21 protein-coding genes, 1 pseudogene and 1 riboswitch are annotated in these 21,004 nt (G+C 72.8%); of the genes and pseudogenes, 15 read left to right on the plus strand and 7 right to left on the minus strand.

The genetic code is table 11. The annotated features are described in order from the left end of the window. Nucleotides 1–61: 61 nt before the first annotated feature. Nucleotides 62–685: a copper resistance CopC family protein gene (locus ACWER9_RS21945; RefSeq protein WP_452303606.1), complete on the minus strand. Its 624-nt coding sequence runs from the start codon at nucleotides 683–685 to the stop codon at nucleotides 62–64. Between the two features lie 244 nt (nucleotides 686–929). On the opposite strand from ACWER9_RS21945, the gene ACWER9_RS21950 reads away from it, so the two are divergent. After that, a complete protein-coding gene (locus ACWER9_RS21950; RefSeq protein WP_357353788.1) occupies nucleotides 930–1,580 on the plus strand; it encodes a hypothetical protein in 651 nt (216 codons plus the stop codon). Nucleotides 1,581–1,748: 168 nt separating this feature from the next. On the opposite strand, the gene ACWER9_RS21955 is transcribed toward ACWER9_RS21950, so the two are convergent. After that, entirely contained in the window at nucleotides 1,749–2,078 is a 330-nt protein-coding gene (locus ACWER9_RS21955) for a hypothetical protein (protein ID WP_452303607.1), read from the minus strand. A gap of 212 nt (nucleotides 2,079–2,290) precedes the next feature. Further along, nucleotides 2,291–2,833, minus strand: a complete 543-nt coding sequence (gene pyrE, locus ACWER9_RS21960; RefSeq protein WP_452303608.1) for an orotate phosphoribosyltransferase — start codon at nucleotides 2,831–2,833, stop codon at nucleotides 2,291–2,293. A gap of 119 nt (nucleotides 2,834–2,952) precedes the next feature. Here pyrE and ACWER9_RS21965 point away from each other — a divergent pair, with 119 nt between their 5' ends. The 7 genes and pseudogenes from ACWER9_RS21965 (at nucleotide 2,953) to fabF (ending at nucleotide 9,651) form a co-directional block, all read left to right on the plus strand. Beyond that, nucleotides 2,953–4,140, plus strand: a complete 1,188-nt coding sequence (locus ACWER9_RS21965) for a sensor histidine kinase (RefSeq protein WP_452303609.1) — start codon at nucleotides 2,953–2,955, stop codon at nucleotides 4,138–4,140. Next, a complete protein-coding gene (locus ACWER9_RS21970; RefSeq protein ID WP_452303610.1) occupies nucleotides 4,137–4,832 on the plus strand; it encodes a response regulator in 696 nt (231 codons plus the stop codon). The genes ACWER9_RS21965 and ACWER9_RS21970 overlap by 4 nt, the downstream gene beginning before the upstream one ends. Continuing rightward, nucleotides 4,829–6,151 (plus strand): PucR family transcriptional regulator, encoded by a 1,323-nt coding sequence (locus tag ACWER9_RS21975; RefSeq protein WP_452303611.1) that lies wholly within the window; start codon nucleotides 4,829–4,831, stop codon nucleotides 6,149–6,151. The genes ACWER9_RS21970 and ACWER9_RS21975 overlap by 4 nt, the downstream gene beginning before the upstream one ends. Before the next feature lie 78 nt (nucleotides 6,152–6,229). Then, nucleotides 6,230–7,147 (plus strand): annotated as a pseudogene (locus ACWER9_RS21980) (ACP S-malonyltransferase); the annotation flags it as partial. A gap of 5 nt (nucleotides 7,148–7,152) precedes the next feature. Then, nucleotides 7,153–8,097, plus strand: a complete 945-nt coding sequence (locus tag ACWER9_RS21985; protein ID WP_091409280.1) for a beta-ketoacyl-ACP synthase III — start codon at nucleotides 7,153–7,155, stop codon at nucleotides 8,095–8,097. A gap of 85 nt (nucleotides 8,098–8,182) precedes the next feature. Continuing rightward, nucleotides 8,183–8,422 carry an acyl carrier protein gene (locus tag ACWER9_RS21990; protein WP_030330276.1) on the plus strand — a complete coding sequence of 80 codons (240 nt, stop codon included), beginning with the start codon at nucleotides 8,183–8,185 and terminating at the stop codon, nucleotides 8,420–8,422. Between the two features lie 2 nt (nucleotides 8,423–8,424). Further along, on the plus strand, nucleotides 8,425–9,651 hold the full coding sequence (gene fabF, locus ACWER9_RS21995; protein WP_452303612.1) for a beta-ketoacyl-ACP synthase II: 1,227 nt from the start codon (nucleotides 8,425–8,427) through the stop codon (nucleotides 9,649–9,651). A 48-nt stretch (nucleotides 9,652–9,699) separates the two neighbouring features. Here fabF and ACWER9_RS22000 read toward each other — a convergent pair whose 3' ends face one another. After that, nucleotides 9,700–9,891: a hypothetical protein gene (locus ACWER9_RS22000; RefSeq protein ID WP_328533664.1), complete on the minus strand. Its 192-nt coding sequence runs from the start codon at nucleotides 9,889–9,891 to the stop codon at nucleotides 9,700–9,702. A 149-nt stretch (nucleotides 9,892–10,040) separates the two neighbouring features. On the opposite strand from ACWER9_RS22000, the gene ACWER9_RS22005 reads away from it, so the two are divergent. Continuing rightward, nucleotides 10,041–10,712, plus strand: coding sequence for a lipoprotein (locus ACWER9_RS22005; protein WP_452303622.1), 672 nt, complete (start codon nucleotides 10,041–10,043; stop codon nucleotides 10,710–10,712). 15 nt (nucleotides 10,713–10,727) lie between these two features. Here the strand turns inward: ACWER9_RS22005 and ACWER9_RS22010 are convergent, their stop codons facing one another. Together ACWER9_RS22010 and ACWER9_RS22015 are read right to left on the minus strand one after the other, a co-directional pair. Then, nucleotides 10,728–12,467, minus strand: a complete 1,740-nt coding sequence (locus ACWER9_RS22010) for a glycoside hydrolase family 3 protein (protein WP_452303613.1) — start codon at nucleotides 12,465–12,467, stop codon at nucleotides 10,728–10,730. Between the two features lie 96 nt (nucleotides 12,468–12,563). Further along, entirely contained in the window at nucleotides 12,564–13,055 is a 492-nt protein-coding gene (locus ACWER9_RS22015) for a DUF3145 domain-containing protein (RefSeq protein WP_354973209.1), read from the minus strand. Nucleotides 13,056–13,363: 308 nt separating this feature from the next. Here ACWER9_RS22015 and ACWER9_RS22020 point away from each other — a divergent pair, with 308 nt between their 5' ends. Continuing rightward, a complete protein-coding gene (locus ACWER9_RS22020; protein WP_030330285.1) occupies nucleotides 13,364–13,693 on the plus strand; it encodes a hypothetical protein in 330 nt (109 codons plus the stop codon). A gap of 183 nt (nucleotides 13,694–13,876) precedes the next feature. On the opposite strand, the gene ACWER9_RS22025 is transcribed toward ACWER9_RS22020, so the two are convergent. Continuing rightward, entirely contained in the window at nucleotides 13,877–14,500 is a 624-nt protein-coding gene (locus ACWER9_RS22025) for a carbonic anhydrase (RefSeq protein ID WP_452303614.1), read from the minus strand. Between the two features lie 171 nt (nucleotides 14,501–14,671). Between ACWER9_RS22025 and ACWER9_RS22030 the strand changes: the two genes are divergently transcribed. The 5 genes from ACWER9_RS22030 (at nucleotide 14,672) to ACWER9_RS22050 (ending at nucleotide 20,851) form a co-directional block, all read left to right on the plus strand. Further along, a complete protein-coding gene (locus tag ACWER9_RS22030; RefSeq protein WP_452303615.1) occupies nucleotides 14,672–15,619 on the plus strand; it encodes an alpha/beta fold hydrolase in 948 nt (315 codons plus the stop codon). A 108-nt stretch (nucleotides 15,620–15,727) separates the two neighbouring features. After that, nucleotides 15,728–17,845 carry a HelD family protein gene (locus ACWER9_RS22035; RefSeq protein WP_452303616.1) on the plus strand — a complete coding sequence of 706 codons (2,118 nt, stop codon included), beginning with the start codon at nucleotides 15,728–15,730 and terminating at the stop codon, nucleotides 17,843–17,845. 106 nt (nucleotides 17,846–17,951) lie between these two features. Then, nucleotides 17,952–18,869: a cation diffusion facilitator family transporter gene (locus ACWER9_RS22040; protein ID WP_452303617.1), complete on the plus strand. Its 918-nt coding sequence runs from the start codon at nucleotides 17,952–17,954 to the stop codon at nucleotides 18,867–18,869. Between the two features lie 132 nt (nucleotides 18,870–19,001). Next, nucleotides 19,002–19,133: riboswitch (cyclic di-AMP (ydaO/yuaA leader) on the plus strand. A 5-nt stretch (nucleotides 19,134–19,138) separates the two neighbouring features. Then, entirely contained in the window at nucleotides 19,139–20,203 is a 1,065-nt protein-coding gene (locus ACWER9_RS22045) for a coiled-coil domain-containing protein (protein WP_452303618.1), read from the plus strand. A 138-nt stretch (nucleotides 20,204–20,341) separates the two neighbouring features. Then, nucleotides 20,342–20,851 (plus strand): DUF2269 domain-containing protein, encoded by a 510-nt coding sequence (locus ACWER9_RS22050; RefSeq protein ID WP_452303619.1) that lies wholly within the window; start codon nucleotides 20,342–20,344, stop codon nucleotides 20,849–20,851. Nucleotides 20,852–21,004: the final 153 nt, after the last annotated feature.

A 21,004-nucleotide genomic window follows, 5' to 3' on the forward strand; every position in this document is an offset into this window, starting at 1 on the left:
GATGCCCCATCTGTCGGGACAGAAAGTGCAAGATCGCGTGCCGGGGGCGGGGCAGGGTCGGTTACGCGCTTCGGCGGCGGCGGAACAGCAGGCCGGCGGTGAGTGCGGCTAGGAGCAGCAGCCCGCCGAGAGCCCAGATCCACCAGCGACCGCCGGAGTCGGACTGCTCCGACGCCGCCGGCACCGTGGACGCCGTCGAGCTGCCGGGCGTGGCCGACGGCGAGCCGGCGGAGGGTACGCCGACGGCCGACGCGTCAGCCGAGGGTGCACCGGCCGGGCTGGTGCCGACGGTGGCCGACGGTGCGGCGGACGGGTCTGCGGCGGTCCCGGCGGTGAGGGTGAACCGCACCTCGCCCTTCACCGGATGCCCGTCGGACGACGCGAGCTGGTAGCCGACGATGTAGAGCCCCGCGGCGGCCGGCTTGAACGGCACCCGGACGCGGCTGCCGTCGAAAGCGGGCGTCCCGCCAGCGACCACATTGTCCGGTCCGGTTATTGTGATCTTCGTCGTGGTCGGCGACGGCTTGGCGAGGAACCGCAGCTCGACCCGGGCGGGTGCCGTCGCCAGGCGAGCGCCGTCGCGAGGGTTGCTGCCGGTCAGCTGGTTGTGGGCGGCGGCTGGTGTCGCCGGCACCAAAAAAGACACACCGAACGCCACGCCGAGCACCACTGGCACGACCCGCACCGCACGTGTAACCCTGCCCCCCATGAACCCCTCCGTAAGGGTACGATCCGCCCGCTGATCAAACGGCTCCTCATTAGTCGGGCAGAGATCGCAGATAGTTCCAATTACTGTTCCAAAAGCTGCAACTCACCGACGTTCTACGGAGTCTGTAGGAGTGGACGCGACCATCTGGTCGATGCCGCACCCGGCAGGTCGGTCCGGACGTCACGACGAAGCCATCCATCGAACGGGGCGAGGAGGCGGGATGGTCCGACACATGAGGCGGTTGGCCGCCGTGTTGGCGGGCACCCTGGCGGCAGCGCTGCTGTCGCTCGGCACCGCCGGCTCGGCCTCGGCGGCGCCGAAGCCGGCACCCGCCGGAGTGGACATCACCGGCACGGGGCTGTCCGCGCCGCTGCGGATGCACGCGGACAAGGAACCGACCCTCGTGGGCGCGGTCATCGATCAGGTCAACTTCCTCGCTCGCACCGGCATGCCCACCGGCCCGAAGGCGGCGAACCTCGGTCCGAAATACACGGTCGTGGTGCTCGCCGGCGAGACGCCGAAGCAGACGTACGACCTCTACCCCAAGGCGGTCGGCGGCCCTCGCGTCTACCGGCCGGCGAAGCAGCCGGACGGCCGCAAGACCAGCGCCGGCTGGTTCCTGGGTCGGCTCAGCATGTCCGAGACTCTGCGCACCGCCGGTGTGCCGCTGGAGCGGCAGTTCGACACGGTCAGCGGTGGCGCGGGCGGCGGCGAGCGGGTGCTCCCGGAGGACACGCTCGACCCGGCGAAGGACCTCGACGAGGCGCTCGGTGACCTGCAACGCCTGCTGCTGCTCAACGTCGGCGTGATGCTGACCATCACGGTCGGCCTCGCCGGCATCGCCCTGCTGATCCGCCGCCGCACGCGCTGAGCCGGCGCAGGCCCGGGTCAGCACGCAGGCCCACGGTCCGCGCAGGCCCAGGTCAACGCAGGCCCGGGTCAACGCAGGCCCGGGTCAGCACGCAGGCCCACGGTCCGCGCAGGCCCGGGTCAACGCAGGCCCACGGTCCGCGCAGGCTCGGGTCAACGCAGGCTCGGGTCAGCACCAGCGGGGCGGCGGGCGCTCGCGGCGGGTTGCCCGTGGACGCGGCCGGACCGGGCCGTGCCGATGCGCCCCGGCCCAGCCGGGAAGTTCGCTGAGGCAACCAGCGGGAACGTCCGGGTCGGCTTCGGTGAGACCGGCGGGCTCGGCGGAGCGCTGACGTGGCAGCACGGGCTCGTCGTCGGCACGCCCGGCGAGCGGGTCCACCGGGTGCGCCGGCGCGCCGCCGACCGCCCGGCGGTGCTTGCCAGCCGCCTGCGGGTCGTGGTGCCCCGGCCGGCAGGGCTCGCCCTGGGCGCAGCCGTGCTCGGCCTCCCCGTGCGCCATCCCCGGTCTCCTCACGCTCGCCTCACCCGCGGGTGCTCCCCCGACGTGCCCTGTCACCGTACTGGCCGGGACCGACGGGCCGCGCGCAGCGTACCCGGGGTCCGGACCGCCGGGTGCTCGAAGACGCCGCTGAGCGCGGGAGCCGGTTGCGCAGTTCACAGCTTCTTTCCGCACCGTTCACCGTGGGGCTCACCGACGGGGCGGACCGACGCTCAGCGGGCCCGGTGCGCCTCCAGGTCGGCTCGACTGAGGAGCGCCCGCAGTGTCACGCCGTGACGGGCGAGCGCCTGCGCCCCTCCTTCGGCCCGGTCGATGACGCAGAGTGCGTGCTCCACCCGGGCCCCCAGGTCGCGTAGTTGCCCGGTGGAGATGACCACCTGACCACCCGAGGTGACCACGTCCTCGACCACAAGCACCCGCCGACCGGCCAGTTCCGCGCCTTCGGCAAGCCGGGCCGTGCCGTACGCCTTGGCGCTCTTGCGGACGAAGGCGCAGGGCAGCCCGGTGTGCCGGCCGAGTGCGGTCACCACCGGGATGCCCCCCATCTCCAGCCCGGCCAGCACCTCGATGCCCGGCGGGACCAGGTGCGCCAGTTCGGCGGCCACCCGGTCCAGCAGACGGGGGTCGGCCTCGAAGCGGTACTTGTCGAAGTACTCGTCGGCGGTCCGTCCGGAGCGGAGCACGAACGTGCCGGTCAGCCGGCAGGTGGTGTCGATCTCGCGAGCCAGCGCGGCCAGGGTATCCACATCGGTCATGATGATCATTGTCGCCGAGGCGGGGCGCTGTCCGCGTACCTCTTTCGGCGCATGTCGGAGGCGGCGGCGTCCTCCCCCGGTCGGACTCCGACCTGGTGCGGCTGTGGTGGGATCGAGGCATGCGTCCGCCACCGTGGCTCGGCCCCGGCACCCGCGGCCGGGACCTGGCGCTGGCCGGGGCGTCGCTGGCCGGCGGTCTGGTGCTGTGGACCCTGGGTTGGCAACCGCAGATCCGTCCGCACCCGGACGTGCCCCCGGTTCTGTTCCTGCCACCGCTGCTGGCGATGTGCGTCGCCGTGGGCCTGCGCCTCGTAGCCCCGCGTGCAAGCCTGGCCGTCGGCACCGCGGCGGTGGTGGTGGACATCGCGCTCGGCGGTTCGCTGGGCGCGATCCTGATCTACACGCAGGTCCTCTACGACGCCTGCGTCTACGGCCCGCCCCGGCTGTGGCGGTGGTTGCTGCGGGCGACAATCGGGCTGAGCGTGGTCGGTGCGATCGTCGGGGTGCTCCTCACCGACAGGTGGAGCGGGGTGGCCATCGGGGTGCTGGTGGTGCTCGTCGGCCTGCTGCCGGTGCTGACCGGGATCAGCGTGCGGCAGTACCGCGACCAGGCTGTCGCCGAGCGGGCCCGGGCCGAGCAGACCGCCCGGCTCGTCGAGTTGGATCGGCGGCAGGCGGTCAGCGCGGAACGGGCCCGGATGGCCCGGGAACTGCACGACGTGATCGCCAACCACCTCAGCGCGGTGGCAATCCACGCCACCGCCGTGCTGTCCGTGCCCGGGCTGGATCGCGGCCAGGTCGAGTCCGCGTTGCGGGTCATCCGAGAGAGCAGTGTGCAGGGCCTGGCGGAGATGCGTCAGATGATCGAGGTGCTGCGCGAGCCCGGAACGGATGACGGCGGTTCGGCCACGGCTGAGGTGGTCACCGCGCGGCTGGCCGAGGCGGACGGACTCGTCGAGCGGATCCGGGCGGCCGGCCTCGCCGTGCGGGTGCGCACCGACGGCGAGCCGGCTCCGCTGCCGGTGGGGGTGGACCTCGCCGCGTACCGGATCGTGCAGGAGTCGCTGACGAACGCCCTCAAGCACGGCACGGGTGAGGCGGAGCTGACGATCGCGTACCGACCGGCCGAGGTGGTGCTGACGGTGGAGAATCCGGTCCGCCGGGGCGGCGCCGGGCTGGCCGGCGCCGGCGCCGGGCTGATCGGCATGCGGGAGCGGGCGACGCTGCTGGCCGGCCGGTTCACCGCCGGGCCGCACGACGGCCGCTGGCAGGTGCGGGCGGCGCTGCCCACCGGGGAGGCCGGGTGACCGGGCCAGCGCGGTCTCCGGGCGACGCGGGCCCGGCGACGGTACGGGTGGTGCTCGCCGACGACCAGCCGGCGGTACGGGCCGGACTGGCCCTGATCCTGAACGGCTCGGCGGGCATCGAGGTGGTCGGTGAGGCGGCCGACGGCGACGAGGCGGTGCGGTTGTGCCGGGAGTTGCGCCCGGACGTGGCGGTGCTCGACGTCCGCATGCCCCGCCGGGACGGGATCTCCGCGACCCGGGCCATCGTCACCGACGAACTCGCCGACGTGCTGGTGCTCACCACCTTCGACCTCGACGAGTACGTCTTCGGGGCGCTACGGGCCGGCGCGGCGGGGTTCCTACTCAAGGACACCGACGCCGACGGCCTGGTCAGCGCCGTGCGGACGGTGGCGCGGGGCGACGGGTTCATCGCGCCCACGGTGACCCGGCGGCTGATCACGGCGTTCGCGGCTACCGCGCCGGGCGCGTCTTCCGACGCCCGGGCCGCGCTGGACACCCTCACGCCGCGCGAGCGCGACGTGCTGGCGTGCCTCGGGTTGGGCCTGTCCAACCAGCAGATCGCCGATCGGCTGACGCTCGCGGAAAGCACCGCCAAGACCCATGTGAGTCGGATCCTCGCGAAGCTGGGCCTGCGCAGCCGGGTGCAGGCCGCGATCCTGGCCCAGGAGGTGGGCCTGCCGCCGCAGGCGTGACAGGTGGCCGGTGGACCGGTGCCGGCGTGGTTGACCTGCTCACGACGTGTCAGGCTAGGGCGGTGAGCACGTCTGGCGGTGGGGAGCTGTCGGCCACGCTGCGCCGGATCGAACGATCGGCGGGGGCGTTGGCCACCTCCAGCGTGGCCCGGATGGACGAGACGCTGCCCTGGTTCCGGGCGCTGCCGGCCGACCAGCGCTCCTGGGTGATGCTTGTCGCGCAGGCCGGCGCCCGGTCGCTCGTGCAGTGGCTGCGCGACGGCGGCGGCACGACTGACAGCACCCAGGAGGTCTCGGACGAGGTCTTCGCCGCCGCCCCGCAGGCACTGGCCCGGTCGATCACACTCCAGCAGACCGTGGCGTTGATCAAGGTGACGATCGACGTGGTCGAGGAGCAGGTGTCGCACCTGGCCGCCGAGGGCGAGGAGCAGCAGCTACGCGAGGCGGTGCTGCGCTTCTCCCGGGAGATCGCGTTCTCCGCCGCCCGGGTCTACGCGCGGGCCGCCGAGTCGCGCGGCGCCTGGGACGCCAGGTTGCAGGCGCTGCTCGTGGACGCGCTGTTGCGTGGCGACTCGCCGGACGTCCTGGCCAGTCGGGCCGCCGCACTCGGCTGGACGGACGCGCCGCCGGTGGCGGTGGCGGTCGGCAGGTCGCCCGGTGGTGAGGTCTCCGCTGTCTTGCACGTGGTCTACCGGCAGGCCCGTCGGATCGGTGTGGAGGTGATCGGCGGTGTCCACGGCGACCGGCTGGTCATCGTGCTTGGCGGCGCGGCGGACCCGCTGACCGCCACGGCGAAGCTGCTGAGCGCGTTCGGCGACGGCCCGGTGGTGGTCGGTCCCGCCGTACCGAGCCTGGACGAGGCCACCGAGTCGGCACGGGCCGCGCTGTCCGGTTTCCGGGCCGCGCCGGCCTGGCCCAGCGCGCCCCGGCCGGTGCCGGCCGCGGACCTGCTGCCGGAGCGGGCCCTCGCCGGCGACGCGGAGGCCCGCCGTCGGCTACGTCACGATGTGTACGCGACACTCGTCCGCGCCGGCGGGGAGCTGCTGGCGACCCTGGACGCCTTCCTGGCCGCAGGTGGCACGCTGGAGAGCGCGGCCCGAGCGCTGTTCGTGCACCCGAACACGGTGCGGTACCGGTTGCGCCGCATCGCCGAGGTGACCGGCTTCTCGCCGCTGGCCCCGCGCGACGCGTTCGCCCTACAGGTCGCGCTGACGGTGGGTCGGTTGGATCCGGTTGTCCCGCCCGTCCCGACTCAGACAATGACCCCGGCTGCCCGGAAATCCGCTCAAACTGAGGATGATCCCCGCCGATCTTTGTAGGAAACCTCCAAAGGTCCTAGTACGGTTTGGTCGTAGGCGGCACAGCGTTGGCCGACTTTATCCGGGAGAGTCATAGGCGTGCTCGCCGTACTTAGTCCCGGCCAGGGTTCTCAGAAACCCGGCTTCCTGACCCCCTGGCTCGACGTGACCGGCACTGAGGCGCGACTGCGCGAGTGGTCGGCGTTGGCCGGGGTCGACCTGCTACACCTGGGCACCGACGCCGACGCCGACGAGATCAAGGACACCGCCCGCACCCAGCCGTTGCTCGTCGCCGCGGCGTTACTGGCTGCCGAGCACCTGCCGCTGGACGGGGTCGCGCTCACCGCCGGCCACAGCGTCGGCGAGTTGGGTGCCGCCGCCCTGGCCGGTGTGCTGTCGGCCGACGCCGCGATCACCCTGGCCGGCGTCCGTGGCCGGGAGATGGCCGCCGCCTGCGCGCTGGAGCCGACCGGCATGGCTGCGGTGCTCGGCGGCGACCCCGACGAGGTGGTCGCCGCGATCGAGGCGAACGGGCTGTACCCGGCCAACCGCAACGGCGCCGGGCAGATCGTCGCCGCGGGCGCTCTGGACGGGCTCGACAAACTCGCCGCCGCGCCGCCCACCCGAGCACGGGTCATCCGACTCCAGGTGGCCGGAGCGTTCCACACCCCGTACATGGCCCCGGCCGAGACCGCGCTCGCCGCGGAGGCCGCCCGGATCACTCCCGCCGACCCGACCCGGACCCTGCTGTCGAACCTCGACGGCACCGCGGTCGACGAGGGCGCGGCCATGGTGCAGCGCCTCGTCCGCCAGGTCACCGCGCCGGTGCGGTGGGACCTGTGCATGCGTACGCTGGCCGACCTCGGGGTCACCGGCGTGATCGAGCTGCCCCCGGCCGGCACCCTCGCCGGTCTGGTCAAGCGGGAACTCAAGGGCGACGGCGCCCCGGAGATCGTCACCCTCAACACCCCGGACGACCTGCCGGCCGCACGGGACCTGATCGCCCGTATCGGAGGTCGTTCATGACTGGCAGTCGCATCGTCTCGATGGGGCACTACCAGCCTTCCCGGGTGGTGACCAACGACGACATCGCCCAACTCGTCGACACCAACGACGAGTGGATCCGGGACCGGGTCGGCATCGTCAGCCGGCGGATCGCCGACAGCGAGACGGTGGCCGACATGGCCGCCGCGGCTGCCGGCAAGGCCCTGGCCAACTCGGGTCTGACCGCCGCCGACATCGATCTGGTCGTGGTCGCCACCTGCTCCTCCATCGACCGCAGCCCCAACGTTGCCTGCCGGGTCGCCGCGAAGCTGGGCATCACCGCGCCGGGCGCGTTCGACCTCAACACCGCATGCTCGGGCTTCGCGTACGCGCTTGGCACCGTCGACCACGCCATCCGGGCTGGCGCGTCGCGCAACGCGATCGTCATCGGTGCGGAGAAGCTGTCCGACTTCACCGACTGGACCGACCGCTCCACCTGCATCATCTTCGCGGACGGGGCCGGTGCCGCGGTGGTCTCCGCCACCGCCGACGACGAGCCGACCGGAATCGGCCCGGTGGTCTGGGGCTCGGTGCCGGACAAGAGCGACGCGGTCCGCATCGAGGGCTGGCGCCCGTACATCCAGCAGGAGGGGCAGGCGGTGTTCCGCTGGGCCACCACCGCGATCGCGCCGCTCGCCCTGCAGGCCTGCGAGCGGGCCGGGGTCGACCCGTCCGAGCTGGCCGCGTTCGTGCCGCACCAGGCCAACGCCCGGATCATCGACGGCATCGCCAAGCGGCTCAACATTCCCGACGCGATCATCGCGAAGGACATCGTCGAGTCCGGCAACACCTCGGCGGCGAGCGTGCCGCTGGCCCTGTCCAAGCTGGTCGAGCGCCGGGAGGTGCCCTCGGGCGCGCCGGTGCTGCTGTTCGGCTTCGGCGGTGGCCTGACCTACGCCGGTCAGGTCGTCCGCTGCCCCTGATGACCCCCTCGGGCGCGTACGCGTCCAGGAGTGGCGGTCGGCGACGCCGACCGCTGGAGAACCCCGATGAAAGGAACCAACCGCAATGACCCGTGACGAGATCACCACCGGCCTCGCCGAGATCCTCGAAGAGGTTGCCGGGGTGAACCCGGACGACGTGGCCGAGGGGAAGTCCTTCACCGACGACCTCGACGTCGACTCGCTCTCCATGGTGGAGGTCGTGGTCGCCGCCGAGGAGAAGTTCGGCGTCAAGATCCCGGACAACGAGGTGCAGAACCTCAAGACCGTCGGTGACGCTGTCAGCTACATCGCGGCGCAGTCCTGATCATGAGTCGTCCTGACGTCGTCGTCACCGGGCTCGGCGCGACGACCCCGCTCGGCGGGGACGTCGCGTCGACCTGGGACGCCATGCTCGCCGGCCGCTCCGGGGTGAGTGCCCTCACCCAGGAGTGGGCCGAGCAACTGCCGGTCCGGATCGCCGCCCAGCTGGCCGTGGAGCCGTCCGAGGTGCTGGACCGGGTCCGCCTGCGCCGCCTGGACCGCTCCGAGGCGATCGCGATCATCGCGGCGCAGCAGGCCTGGGCGGACGCCGGCCTGGCCGACTCCGACCTCGACGGGGAGCGGTTGGCCGTCAGCGTCGGCTCCGGCATCGGCGGGGCCACCACCCTGCTCGCCCAGGACGACATCCTGGAGGCCTCCGGGCCACGGCGGGTCTCCCCGCACACCATCCCGATGCTGATGCCGAACGGTCCGGCCGCCTGGGTCGGGCTGGAGCTGGGCGCCAAGGCCGGCGTGCACTCGGTGGCCAGCGCCTGTGCCACCGGCGCCGAGGCGATCGCCCTCGGGCTGGACATCATCCGCGCCGGCCGGGCCGACGTGGTGGTGGCCGGCGGCACCGAGGCGGTCATCCACCCGCTGCCGATCGCCGGCTTCAGCTCGATGCGGGCCATGTCGACCCGCAACGACGACCCCGAGCGGGCCTCCCGCCCGTGGGACCGGGGCCGGGACGGCTTCGTCCTCGGCGAGGGCGCCGGCATCGTGGTGCTGGAGCGGGCCGAGCACGCCGCGGCCCGGGGCGCCCGGGTGTACGCGCGCCTCGCCGGCGCGGGCATCACCTCCGACGCGTACGACATCGTGCAGCCGCACGCCGAGGGCGAGGGCGCCATCCGGGCCATCGCCAAGGCGATCGCCGACGCGGACATCGCCAAGCGGGACATCGTGCACGTCAACGCGCACGCCACCTCGACCCCGGTCGGGGACATGCTGGAGATCGGCGGGCTGCACAAGGCGCTCGGCGACCACCCGGTGCTGTCCGCGACCAAGTCGATGACCGGTCACCTGCTCGGCGCGGCCGGCGCACTGGAGTCGATCGCCACCATCCTGGCGATCCGCGACAGCGTCGTCCCTCCGACGATCAACCTCGACGACCCGGAGCCCGGCCTCACCCTTGACGTCGCCGCGCACAAGGCCCGCCACATGGAGATCCCGGCCGCGTTGAACAACGCGTTCGGCTTCGGCGGTCACAACGTGGCTCTCGTCTTCGCCCGACCCTGAGTTCCCGCGTAAGGGCCCCTCCTCGACGAGGAGGGGCCCTTACGTCGTTCAGCCTCGGTTGCGCGGGTGCTGTTTCGCGGTGCGCTCGTTGCCGTGGCGGTAGTTGCCGGTCCAGCGGGCCATCACCAACTGCGGGTCGTCGTCGACCTCGGCGAGGAACTCCGCGGCCCGGGCACCGCGCAGCGTGCCGGCCACCCGCCCGTGGTGGGTGATCACCACGGTGCCGTCCGCCCGTTGCACGTGCCGAAATCCTGCTGCCGCTCCCATGCGGAAAGATTGTCAGAGCAGCCGAGGGCGGGGCGACCCGGTTTTCGTCGCCCCGAACGCGCTCGATTGACGTCGGAACACCGCACGGCTTAGATGGGCCGACTGAAGATCGACTGATGGGGATCACCACCGTGGACACTCGTACCCGTGTCGCCGTCTCGGCGGCGCTCACCCTCGGCCTCCTGGCCGGTTGCGGCGACGACGCCGCTCCCGCCGGGCCCGCGGCCGGCGGCCCGGCCCCGCAGGCCACGGGCGAGCCCTGGTACGACGAGCTGACGTCGGCCTCGCCCGGTGGCACGACTGGCGGCGCGGGCTCCCCCTGCCCGGTACCGGTGTCGTTTCCGCTTGCCGATGGATGGACGGCGAAGGCGATCGAGCCGCCCAAGGGCGAGTTGGCCGAACTGGTCGGCGAGACGCTCACCAAGCGCGGCGGCACCACGGTGCGCTGCGAGGTGGACGGCCGGCAGGCCGGCGGCGGATTCCTGCGGGTCTGGGCGGCGGACACGCCGAGCATCGCTCCGCGCGCCGCACTCGAGGGCTTCGCGGCAGGGGCCGGCGAGACGGTACGAGGTCAGCAGTTCCGCGACCTGCGCGCCGGCAGCTTCGACGTCACCGAGATGACCTGGCTCGCCACCAGTCCGTTGACCGAGGAGGAGTCGCGGAACTGGGCGCTTGCCGTCCAGTCGGCGGGGCAGACACTTGTCTTCGCGGTCAACGAGGGGCTGATCACCGAACGGGCCGACGTGCTGCCGGCGTACCGACTCGCGGTGCGCGGGCTCGCGGCCGCCGGCTGAGGTCAGCCCCGGCGGTCAGCTCTTGGCGGCGCAGGTCGTGGCGGGCAGGCCGGGTACCGCGACCGGGGACTGGCCGCCCGGCCGGGCCTTGCCGGCGAGCACGGCGGCCAGGGCGGTCATCGACGCCCGACTGGAGGAGTACGTGGCGAGCAGTGTCGGTGACGTCGCGTCGGCGAGCACGTACGGGGTGTCCATGGCGACCGTGACGGCCGCGTCAGGGCGCAGGTCGCTCTTGCCGTCGCCGTAGCCCACCAGGTGCACGATCGTGCCGCCGCTGGGCTTGACCTGCACCCCGGCGGCTTTCAGCGCGGCGGTGAGGGTGGCCCGGGTGCCGTCCCGACCGCCGGACGAGGTGACGGTGACCGGCCCGCGTGCCACCTTCTCGCAGGCGCCCCGCAGGACGGTGACGGCAGCGGCGGCGAGCGCGTCCGCCGCCGCGCGGTGCCCCGGGGTGTCGAGCGTGGACATCTGCGCCGCCGGCAGCTCCGCGAGCCGGAACTTCATGGTCAGCACCCGGGTGACCGCCTCGACCAGTCGGGTCCGGGGCAGCGACCCGCCGCGCAGCGCGGCGAGCAGCCCGTCGTACGCCTGACCGACGTTCGGGGTCATCAGGATGAGGTCGTTACCGGCGTTGAGCGCCCGGACCGCCGCCTCGCCGGGAGCCCAGCGCTTCGCCGGCGGCATGTTCATCCCATCGGTGATCACCAGGCCCTTGAAGCCGAGTTGGCCGCGCAGCACATCGGTGAGCAGCTTGTGCGAGAAGGTCGCCGGGGTTCCCGGGTCGATCGCGCGCGCGTCCAGGTGACCGGACATCACGGCCATCGCGCCCGCGTCCATCCCGGCGGTGAACGGCGGCCACGCGCCACTCTGCAACGCCGCGGCGGACTGGGTGAGCACCGGAAGGTCCTTGTGCGAGTCGTCGGCGCTGTGGCCGTGCCCCGGGAAGTGCTTCAGGGTGGCGGCCACCCCGACCGCCTGGAGGCCACGGACCGCGCCGCTCACCTGCGCGGCGGCCCGCTTCGGGTCGGTGCCGTACGACCGGGACCCGATCACGGTGCTGCGGGTGGCCAGCACGTCGGCCACCGGAGCGAAGTCGATGTTGATCCCCATCGCGGCCAACTCGGTGCCGGCGGCCCGCCAGGCTGCCTCGGTGAGCTTCGGGTCACCGGCCGCGCCGGCGGCGAGGGCGCTGGGCAGCACGGTGACCCCGTCGGTGACGCGGGTGACGACGCCGTACTCCTGGTCGGTGCCGATCAGCAGCGGCGCGGAACCGGCGGCGAGCCGACCGGCGGCGCTGCGCAGCCCGGTGGTGAGGTCGTGCACCTGCTTCGGGCTGTCGACGTTCGTGGTCTCCTGGTTGCCCTTGGTCGGGTCGTCGGCGCTGAAGCCGACAAGGATCAGGCCACCCAGGCGGTACTTGGCGATCATGTCGGCGGGGGTGTCGACCCCGGCGAGGGCCTGGTTACCGGCCGCCGAGCCGGCGGAGACCTTCGTTGCCGAGTCGCCGTAGGCGTACGGCATCAGCACCTGGCCGACCAGATCCTCGTCGGAAAGCGTCGCGACCAGCGCGGCGGCGCGACTGGCGGGGTCGCCGGCCGGCGGCGCGGCCGGAACGCTCGGGCCGGCGGACGGGGCGGCCGGGCTGGGCGTCGGCGCGGGGCGGGGCGACCCGCCCGAGCATCCGGAGACGAGCAGGGCGGTCAGGGTGGCGGCAGCGACAGAGGCGCGCCACGGGCGATTCGACACGCCGCCCATCCCACCAGTTCCCCCTTATCGGGGCAACTTGACCTTACCGCCCGCACGCTGCGTCGGCGCCGGGCGTGCACGTCGCCGGCGCGCGGACCCGTCGGCTCAGCCGACCCGGGTGAGCAACGTCACCGGCGCACCGTCGCCGGCGTACCGGTACGGCTCCAGGTCGGCGTCCCACGCCGTGCCGAGTGCCTTGTCGAGGGCGTGCGCCAGCGCCTCCGGGGCCCGGGACGCCGCCATCAGCGCCCGGAGTCGGTCCTCGCCGAGCTGGATGTCGCCGGCCACGCCGACAGTTGCCCGGAACAGGCCCCGGGCCGGCACGTACATGAAGCGCTCACCATCGACGCCTGAACTCGGCTCCTCGGTGACCTCGAAACGGATCATGGGCCACTGCCGTAGGGCAGCAGCCAGCTCGGCGCCCGTCCCCGGACGACCGGTCCACCCGCACTCGGCCCGGCGTGCGCCGGGGTCGACGGGCTGAGCCGTCCACTGCAGGTTGACCGGCGCGGCTAGGACGCGCGCGATCGCCCACTCGACGTGCGAGCACACGGCGAGTGGGGTCGAGTGGACGTATACGACGCCACGCGTTGGCACGGTGACCTCCCGGAGAGCGAGGTGCGTCTTCCCCTACGACCTCGTCCACCCAGGTGGCTGCTGCAACACATGATGACTCCTGTGACAGGTGGTGCGCCAGGGAATCGGAAAAAACGCCGGGTGGAATAGCCGGACGGGTGGTCGCCGTTGCCTCTCAGGACACCGCGACGACCAGCATGATGTCGTGGTCCTGTACAGTTCCACCGGCGGCTTATGCCGCGTTACACCTTCGCGGGCCGAGTCAACTGCGACCCGCACACAGCCCCCGGACGTCCAGTCCTCCCGTACGTCTTGCAAGGAGTACCTCCGTGGCGAGCAACACCTCTAAGACCGCGCGCGCGTCCGTCCGGGCCGGCCAGGCTGGCCAGGGTGGCGCCCTCAGCGTGCTGGGCGAGTTCAAGTACCTCATCCCGCTCAACGGCGGCAAGCACGCCTACGTGCGGAACCTGACCAACGGCAAGACCGCGCACCTGCGCACGGACTCCGACGCCTTCGTCGAGGAGATCCGCGTTCTGGCCGCCGCCGGCCACGCCGCCAAGATCCGGGCGGAGATCAACAACCTGGCTGCCACCCACCCGGGTGACGGCTGGGAGGCCACCGAGAAGCGCCTGGTCGCGGCCGGCGTCTTCGAGGGCTGAGCCCTCCCCCACCGCACCAACCGAACCGCCCGTCGGGAGTTCCCGGCGGGCGGTTTCGCGTGCGCGAGGATCGACTTCGTCGATCATGGACTTGTGGTGCCCGGCTTGGAGTCATCCAGGCCGGTTTGTCACCCACCACAACTCCATGATCGACCGACGGGGACGGCCCTCGGGCCGGGCAGGTCAGCCCGGATCGAGCAGGGCGACCTCGCCGGTGGCCAGGTCGTAGAGGCCACCGACCACGGCCACCCGGCCGACGGCCACCGGCCCGGCCAGCAGGTCGTCCTGGCGCAGGGTGCGCACCGTGCGCCGGACGTGCCGACGGATCGCCAGCGGCAGCACCGCCGGATCGTCGAGCCCCACGTCGGTCACCGCCGGAGCGATCTCGTCCACCAGGTGCGCCAGCGACCCCCCGGGGCGCTGCCCGGCACGCAGCGCCTGCACCGTGGCATCCACCGCGCCGCACCGCTCGTGACCGAGGACCATCACCAGCGGTACGCCGAGCTGGCCGACCACGTACTCGATCGAGCCGCAGACCGCGCGATCGAGCACGTGCCCGCCGGTACGGATCACGCAGATCGCGCCGAAGGTCTGGTCGAAGATCGCCTCCAGGGGCACCCGGGAGTCGATGCACCCGAGCACCACGGCGTACGGCTGCTGGTCGCCGGAGGCAGCGGCGGCGGCCGTGACGTCGTGCCCGTGCACCGGCTGGCCGCTGACGAACCGCCGATTGCCGGCGAGCAGGTCGGCCAGCGCGGCACGAGGTGTACCGCCGGCCTGTCGCCCCTGCCCCGACGTCGCGCCCATGGGCGCTCCCGACGACCCCATGCCGTTCAGCTTGACCCGCCGCCGTTCCGCACGGGCGAGGTCGGGAATGTTCGCTGCGGCGCGATTGGCGTGGTGTCATGGCGGGTAGCCGGTGTTACCGACGGGTATCCGAGGTGCTGGTGGTACCGGGCGGTCCTGGGGGAGGTGGCGATGCCCGAGCGGTTCGAGGTCGGCCTGCCGGACGGCGTACGGCTCAACGTCGAGGTGACGGGTCCGACGGACGCCCAGGTCACCGCCATTCTGCTGCACGGCTGGACGCTCGACGGGCGATCCTGGCACCGGCAGGTCGACGCCCTCACCGCGGCGTCGTTCGGCGGTGCGGTGCGGGTGGTCACCTACGACGCGCGCGGGCACGGCCGGTCCAGCTGCATGGCACTGCGTACGGCGACCCTGGCCCAGTTGGGCGACGACCTGGCCACGCTCATCGACGCCGTGGCACCGAGCGGCCCGGTGGTGCTGGTCGGGCACTCGATGGGCGGAATGACGGTCATGGAGTACGCGCACCGCCACCCCGCGCACTTCGCCGCCCGTACCGCCGGTCTGGTCTTCGTCTCGACCACCGCCGAGGGGCACACGCACACCGTCTACGGGCTCTCGCCGAGGATCGCCCGGTTGATCCGGCTGGCCGAGACGACCGGCGCCGGCGTGCTGGCCCGGTGTGGCTCGTGGCGGGCGCCCCGGGCGCTGCTGAACGCGCTGCAACCGAGCATCCGGTGGATGCTCTTCGGTGACCGCTGCGAGCCGGCCGACATCCGCCTGGTGACGTCGGCGGTGGCGCGGGCCTCGCTGCGCTCGATCGGCGGTTTCCGCGCCTCCATCGGCACCCAGCACCGACTGGACACCCTCGCCGCGTTGGCCCACCTGCCGGCCGCCGCCCTGGTCGGCGACCGGGATCGGCTGACCCCACCGCCGTGCGCCGAGTCGATCGCGGCGGCTCTGCCGGCCACCGAGCTGACCGTCTGCACGGGTGCCGGGCACATGCTGATGATGGAGCGCCCGGACGAGGTCAACGCCGCGCTCACCGGCGTGCTGCGGCAGGTGCTCGCCGAATCGCCGCCGAATCACCGCGACGCGAGCCCCGCCGGAACGGGTGCCTGAGCACGTTCGCGCACCTCGGGCGCACCGCGCCGGGCTCGGGGCCGTACCCTTCTGCGGTTGGCCCGCGCGGTTCCCGCCGCCTGCCGGCGACCTCTGAAGGAGCGTGCGTTGACCGACCAGACCGGCCTGGAGCAGGAGATCGCCGTCGAGCAACGACACCTCGACCGGGTGTACGCCCGACTTGCCGAGCTGCGGCAGTCGGCCGTCCGCGCCGAACGCGACGGCTACCGGATGGCCCGGGTGGGCACGTTCGGCGCCCTGGTCGAACGCGACGCGATGGTCTTCCACGCGGCGCAGCGGCGGCACACCCTGGACGCCGAGCACGAGGGGCTGGTCTTCGGCCGGCTGGACCTGCGCGACCGCCAGGTGCTGCACGTCGGGCGGCTCGGCATCCGCGACGAGGACGCCGTCACGCTTGTCGTCGACTGGCGCGCGCCGGCCGCCGCCGCGTTCTACCAGGCCACCCCGGCGCAGCCGCTGGACGTGGTGCGCCGGCGCACCATCCAGTCCCGTGCCGAACGGGTCACCCGGATCGAGGACGACCTGCTGGACCCGACCGCCGCCCCGGAGGGGATGACCGTCGTCGGCGACGGCGCGTTGCTCGCCACTCTGTCCAAGGCCACCGGCCGGGGCATGCGCGACATCGTGGCGACCATCCAGCGGGAGCAGGACGAGGCGATCCGCTCGCCCGGCTCCGGGGTGACGATCGTCGCCGGCGGCCCCGGCACCGGCAAGACCGCCGTCGCCCTGCACCGGGCCGCGTTCCTGCTCTACAGCGACCGCAGCCGCTACGCGGGGGGCGGCATCCTGGTGGTCGGCCCGTCGTCGGTCTTCGTCGAGTACATCGGCTCGGTGCTGCCGTCGCTCGGTGAGGACACCGCGACCCTGCACTCGCTCGGCACCCTCTTTCCGGGGATGCCCGCCACCCGCCCCGACCCGCCCGAGGTGGCGGCGGTGAAGGGCTCGCTGCGGATGCGTCGGGTGCTCGAACGGGCAGCCCGCGACGCGGTTCCGGGCGGCCCGGGTGAGCTGCGGCTGCTCTACCGGGGCACGCTGCTGCGGCTGGACCGGGCCGCGTTGGACCGGATCCGGGACCGCGCGTTGCACCGCGGCGCGCGACGCAACGAGGTGCGCCGGGCCGGCTTCGACGGGGTGTTCGCCGCGCTCTGGGCCCAGGCGCGTGAGCTGAGCAGCGGTCGGCTGCCGGAGCAACCGGCCTTCGAGGCGGAGATCGCCGAACGGTCGGACTTCCGGGAGTTCCTCAAGGCGTGGTGGCCCCGGCTGCACCCCCGGCACGTGCTCGGCTGGCTGGCGCAGCCGGAGCGGCTGCGCCGCTACGCCGGGGGCATCCTCTCCTCGGCGGAGATCCGGCTACTCAACGCCGCGTACCGGACCCTGGACTCGGCCGGGCTGACCATCGCCGACGTGGCACTGCTGGACGAACTGGACGCGCTGCTCGGCAAGCCCGCGCAGGCGGCCCGCCCGAAACGCGATCCGTTCCAGCTCGCCGGTGGGGTCCGCGAGCTGAGCACCTTCGGCGAACGGCAGCGGGCCGCCCGCGCGGCGGCCCGGGAGCGCCCGGAGGACTACCGGGACTACGCGCACGTGGTCGTGGACGAGGCGCAGGACGTCTCGCCGATGCAGTGGCGGATGATCGGCCGGCGCGGCCGGCTGGCCTCCTGGACCGTGGTGGGCGACCCCGCGCAGACCGCGTGGACCGGCGATCCGGAGGAGCTGACCCGGGCCCGCGACCAGGCGCTGGGCCGGCGCAAGCGACACGACTTCACGCTCACCACGAACTACCGCAACTCGGCGGAGATCTTCGCGGTGGCGGCGGCGGAGATCCGTCGGCTCTACCCCGACCTGCCGCTGCCGACCGCCGTGCGCTCCACCGGAGTCGCGCCGGTCGAGCTGGTGGTGCCCGCGACGGGGTTGGAGACCGCGACCGTGGAGGCCGCCGCCGGCCTGCTGGCCGAGGTGGAGGGCACGGTCGGGGTGATCACGCCGGTCCCCCGCCGCGACGAGGTCGCCGGGTGGCTCGGCGCGCTCGGCGCGCCGAGGTTGCAGGTGGTGACCAGCCTGGAGGCCAAGGGCATGGAGTACGACGGGGTCGTGCTTGTCGCCCCGAGCGAGATCCGGGCGGATCCGGGCGCCGGGGTACGCACCCTGTACGTGGCGCTCTCCCGGGCCACCCAGCGCCTCACCACCATCGACCCGACCGGCTGACGTGTGCGGACTGCCGCCGGCGGGAGGCCCGGCACGTACACTTGCACACATAGCGATGTGAACATACATTTGACCGGGTCCCGATCGGCGGCGGAAGGTGATTCTCGTGGGCGCAGGTCATGACCACCACCACGGGTCCGTCGCCAATGCCGCACATCAACACCGGGGTCGGCTCTGGGCGGCGTTCGGCCTGCTCGCCACCCTGATGGTGGTCGAGGCGGTGGTGGCCCTGCGCACCGGCTCGCTCGCCCTGCTCTCCGACGCCGGGCACATGTTCACCGACGTGCTCGGCATCGGGATGGCGCTGGCCGCGATCACGGCGACCCGGCGGGCCACCGGCGACCCGCAGCGCACCTTCGGGCTCTACCGACTCGAGGTGCTCGCCGCCCTTGCCAACGCCGTCCTGCTCTCCGGTGTCGCCATCTACGTGGTGATCGAGGCCATCCGCCGCTTCGGCGACCCACACGAGATCATCACCGGGCCGATGCTCGTGGTGGCCGTGCTCGGTCTGCTCGCCAACATCGCCGCCTTCGCCCTGCTGCGCGCCGGGGCACGGGAGAGCATCAACCTCCAGGGCGCCTACCTGGAGGTGCTCGGCGACCTGCTCGGCTCGGTCGGCGTCATCGGCGCGGCACTGCTCATCATGGTCACCGACTGGTGGTGGGCAGACCCACTGGTCGCCGTCGCCATCGGCGTGTTCATCCTGCCGCGCACCTGGCGGCTGGCCCGCGCCGCCATCCGCATCCTGGTGCAGGCCGCCCCGGAGCACCTCCAGGTGACCGCCGTGCACGACCGGCTGGCCGCCGTCCCCGGCGTGGTCGAGGTGCACGACCTGCACGTCTGGACGCTCACCTCGGGCATGGACGTGGCCTCCGCACACCTGACGATGGAGCCCGGCGCGGAGGTCGGCGCGGTGCTCACCGCGGCGCGTACCGCCCTGCACGACGACTTCCGCATCGAGCACGCGACGTTGCAGATCGAGCCCGGTGCGGCATCCGGCGCGTGTGGCTCCATCGAATGGTGAAGAACTCTTCACGACCGCGCCCTGATTTTCCGTGGTGACGCACGCACCGTCCGTCACATCGGCTGCAGCAGCCCCACCTGCCCCGGTAGGCTCGGTCCCGGCCTCCACCAGGCGGCGCCCTCCCGGCGCCGGTGGTGGTCGCCGCCTAATCGCCCACCTGGGCGAACCGGGGAACCATGTTCCTGGGGTGCATCCGCGTCAGCGGTAGGGATCTTCCGTCCCGAACCCGTCAGCTAACCCGGTCGGCGGCTGACGGAAGGACATGCGCAGTGGCACCAGCACGACCACCCGCCGCCCGACTGGCGGCCCTGATCGTCGCGATGTTCGCCCTCGGCGTCGCGCTCCCGGCCGGCACCGCCTCGGCCGCTCCCCCGACCGGCCTGCGGGCCGCCGCACCCGACTCCGACGAGGAGGGCGGCACCCCTGCGTTGCGCGCCCAACTGGAGGCGGCGAGCAAGGGCTACCTGGACGCCAAGCGCGCCCTGGACACCTCGATACAACGACAGCAGCAGCTGACCACCCAGCTGAAGACCACCGAGGTCGAGATCGAGCAGCGCACCGGCAAGGTCGGCGAGATCGCCGAGGTGGCGTACCGCACCGGGCGGCTCGGCGCGATGTCGGCGCTGCTCAACAGCAACACCCCGGAAGGCTTCATGGACCGGGCGGCCGCGCTGGACGCGGTGGCCGCCAACGAGGACCGGGTGCTGCGCGACCTGCTGGACAGCAAGGACAAGGGCAACCGCACCCGGGTCGCGCTGAACGGCGAGATCAACGAACAGCGCAAGCAGGTCGCGGTGATGGCCAAGCGCAAGGAACAGGCCGAACGGGCGCTGACCGTGGCCACCGCACCCAAGCCGCAGACCGCCTCCGACAGCGACTCCAACCGCGGCACCTCCACCGCCAACGCGAAGCCTGCGCCCCGCAACTCCGACGGCTCCTGGCCCTCGGAGTCGTGCAGCGTCAACGACCCCACGCCGGCCAACGGCTGCATCACCCCGCGCACCCTGCACGCGCTCAACCAGGCCAAGGCCGCGGGCTTCACCAGGTACGTCTCGTGCCACCGCCCCAGCGGCTCCGGTGAGCACCCCAAGGGCCGGGCCTGCGACTTCGCGGCACAGAAGAACGGCTTCGGCGGGAACGCCACCGGCGGCGACAAGACGTACGGCAACAACCTGGCCGCCTACTTCATCCGCAACGCCGACCGGCTCGCCGTGCTCTACGTGATCTGGTACAGGCAGATCTGGCTGCCCAGCAGCGGGTGGAAGTCGTACAGCGGGGCGCACGGCACCCCGTCCACCGACCACACCAACCACGTACACCTGTCGGTCTACTGACTTACCCCTGGTGATGCCTGTGTGTCATCGTGACGCACAGGCATCACCAGGGTCCGGCCCGGACTACGTCGCCGGGCGTACCCCCGGTGTCGTCTCTCGTCGGACGAACCGGCCGGGGTCGGCGGGCACCATCGCGGTATGCCTCGGATCCGACCCACCACCCGCAAGGCGCTGCTCACCCTGCACCTCGTCACCTCGCTCGGCTGGCTGGGCACCGACCTGGTGCTGCTCACCCTCGGCATCGCCGTGCAGCGGGGCGCCGACCCGGCGGTGGTCTACCCGGTCACGGCCCTGGTCGGCACGGTGCTGTTCGCACCGCTGAGCGTCCTGGTCTGGCTGATCGGAGTCGCCAGCTCGCTGCTCACCCCGTGGGGCCTGCTGCGCCACCGCTGGGTGCTGGTGAAGCTCGTGCTCACCACCGTGATGGTCGGCCTCGTGCTGTTCCTGCTCACCCCGAACCTGCGCCACGCCGGAGCGGTCGGCGCCGCCCTGCCCGCACACGACCGCGCAGACCTGGTCATCGCGCCGGCGGTGTCGACCAGCCTGATGATCATCGCAACCGTGCTGTCCACGTACAAGCCGTGGAGCCGACGCCGCACCACCCGACCCGCCCGCACAAGCCGCAGCCACGCGCCAACCACGATCTAGCGGGCGGCCCCGCGCTCCGCGACGCGCCGCGCCCCGGAGGCCCGCGCCCCGCCTGCGCGGCGACGCTTCTATAGGTGGGCCGGTTCCGGGAGGTTGGCATCGGTAGGGTTCGACGTCGGTGATCGACGAGTGACTCATGCAAGATCTGGCCGC

This window comes from Micromonospora sp. NPDC003944 (genome assembly GCF_053605225.1).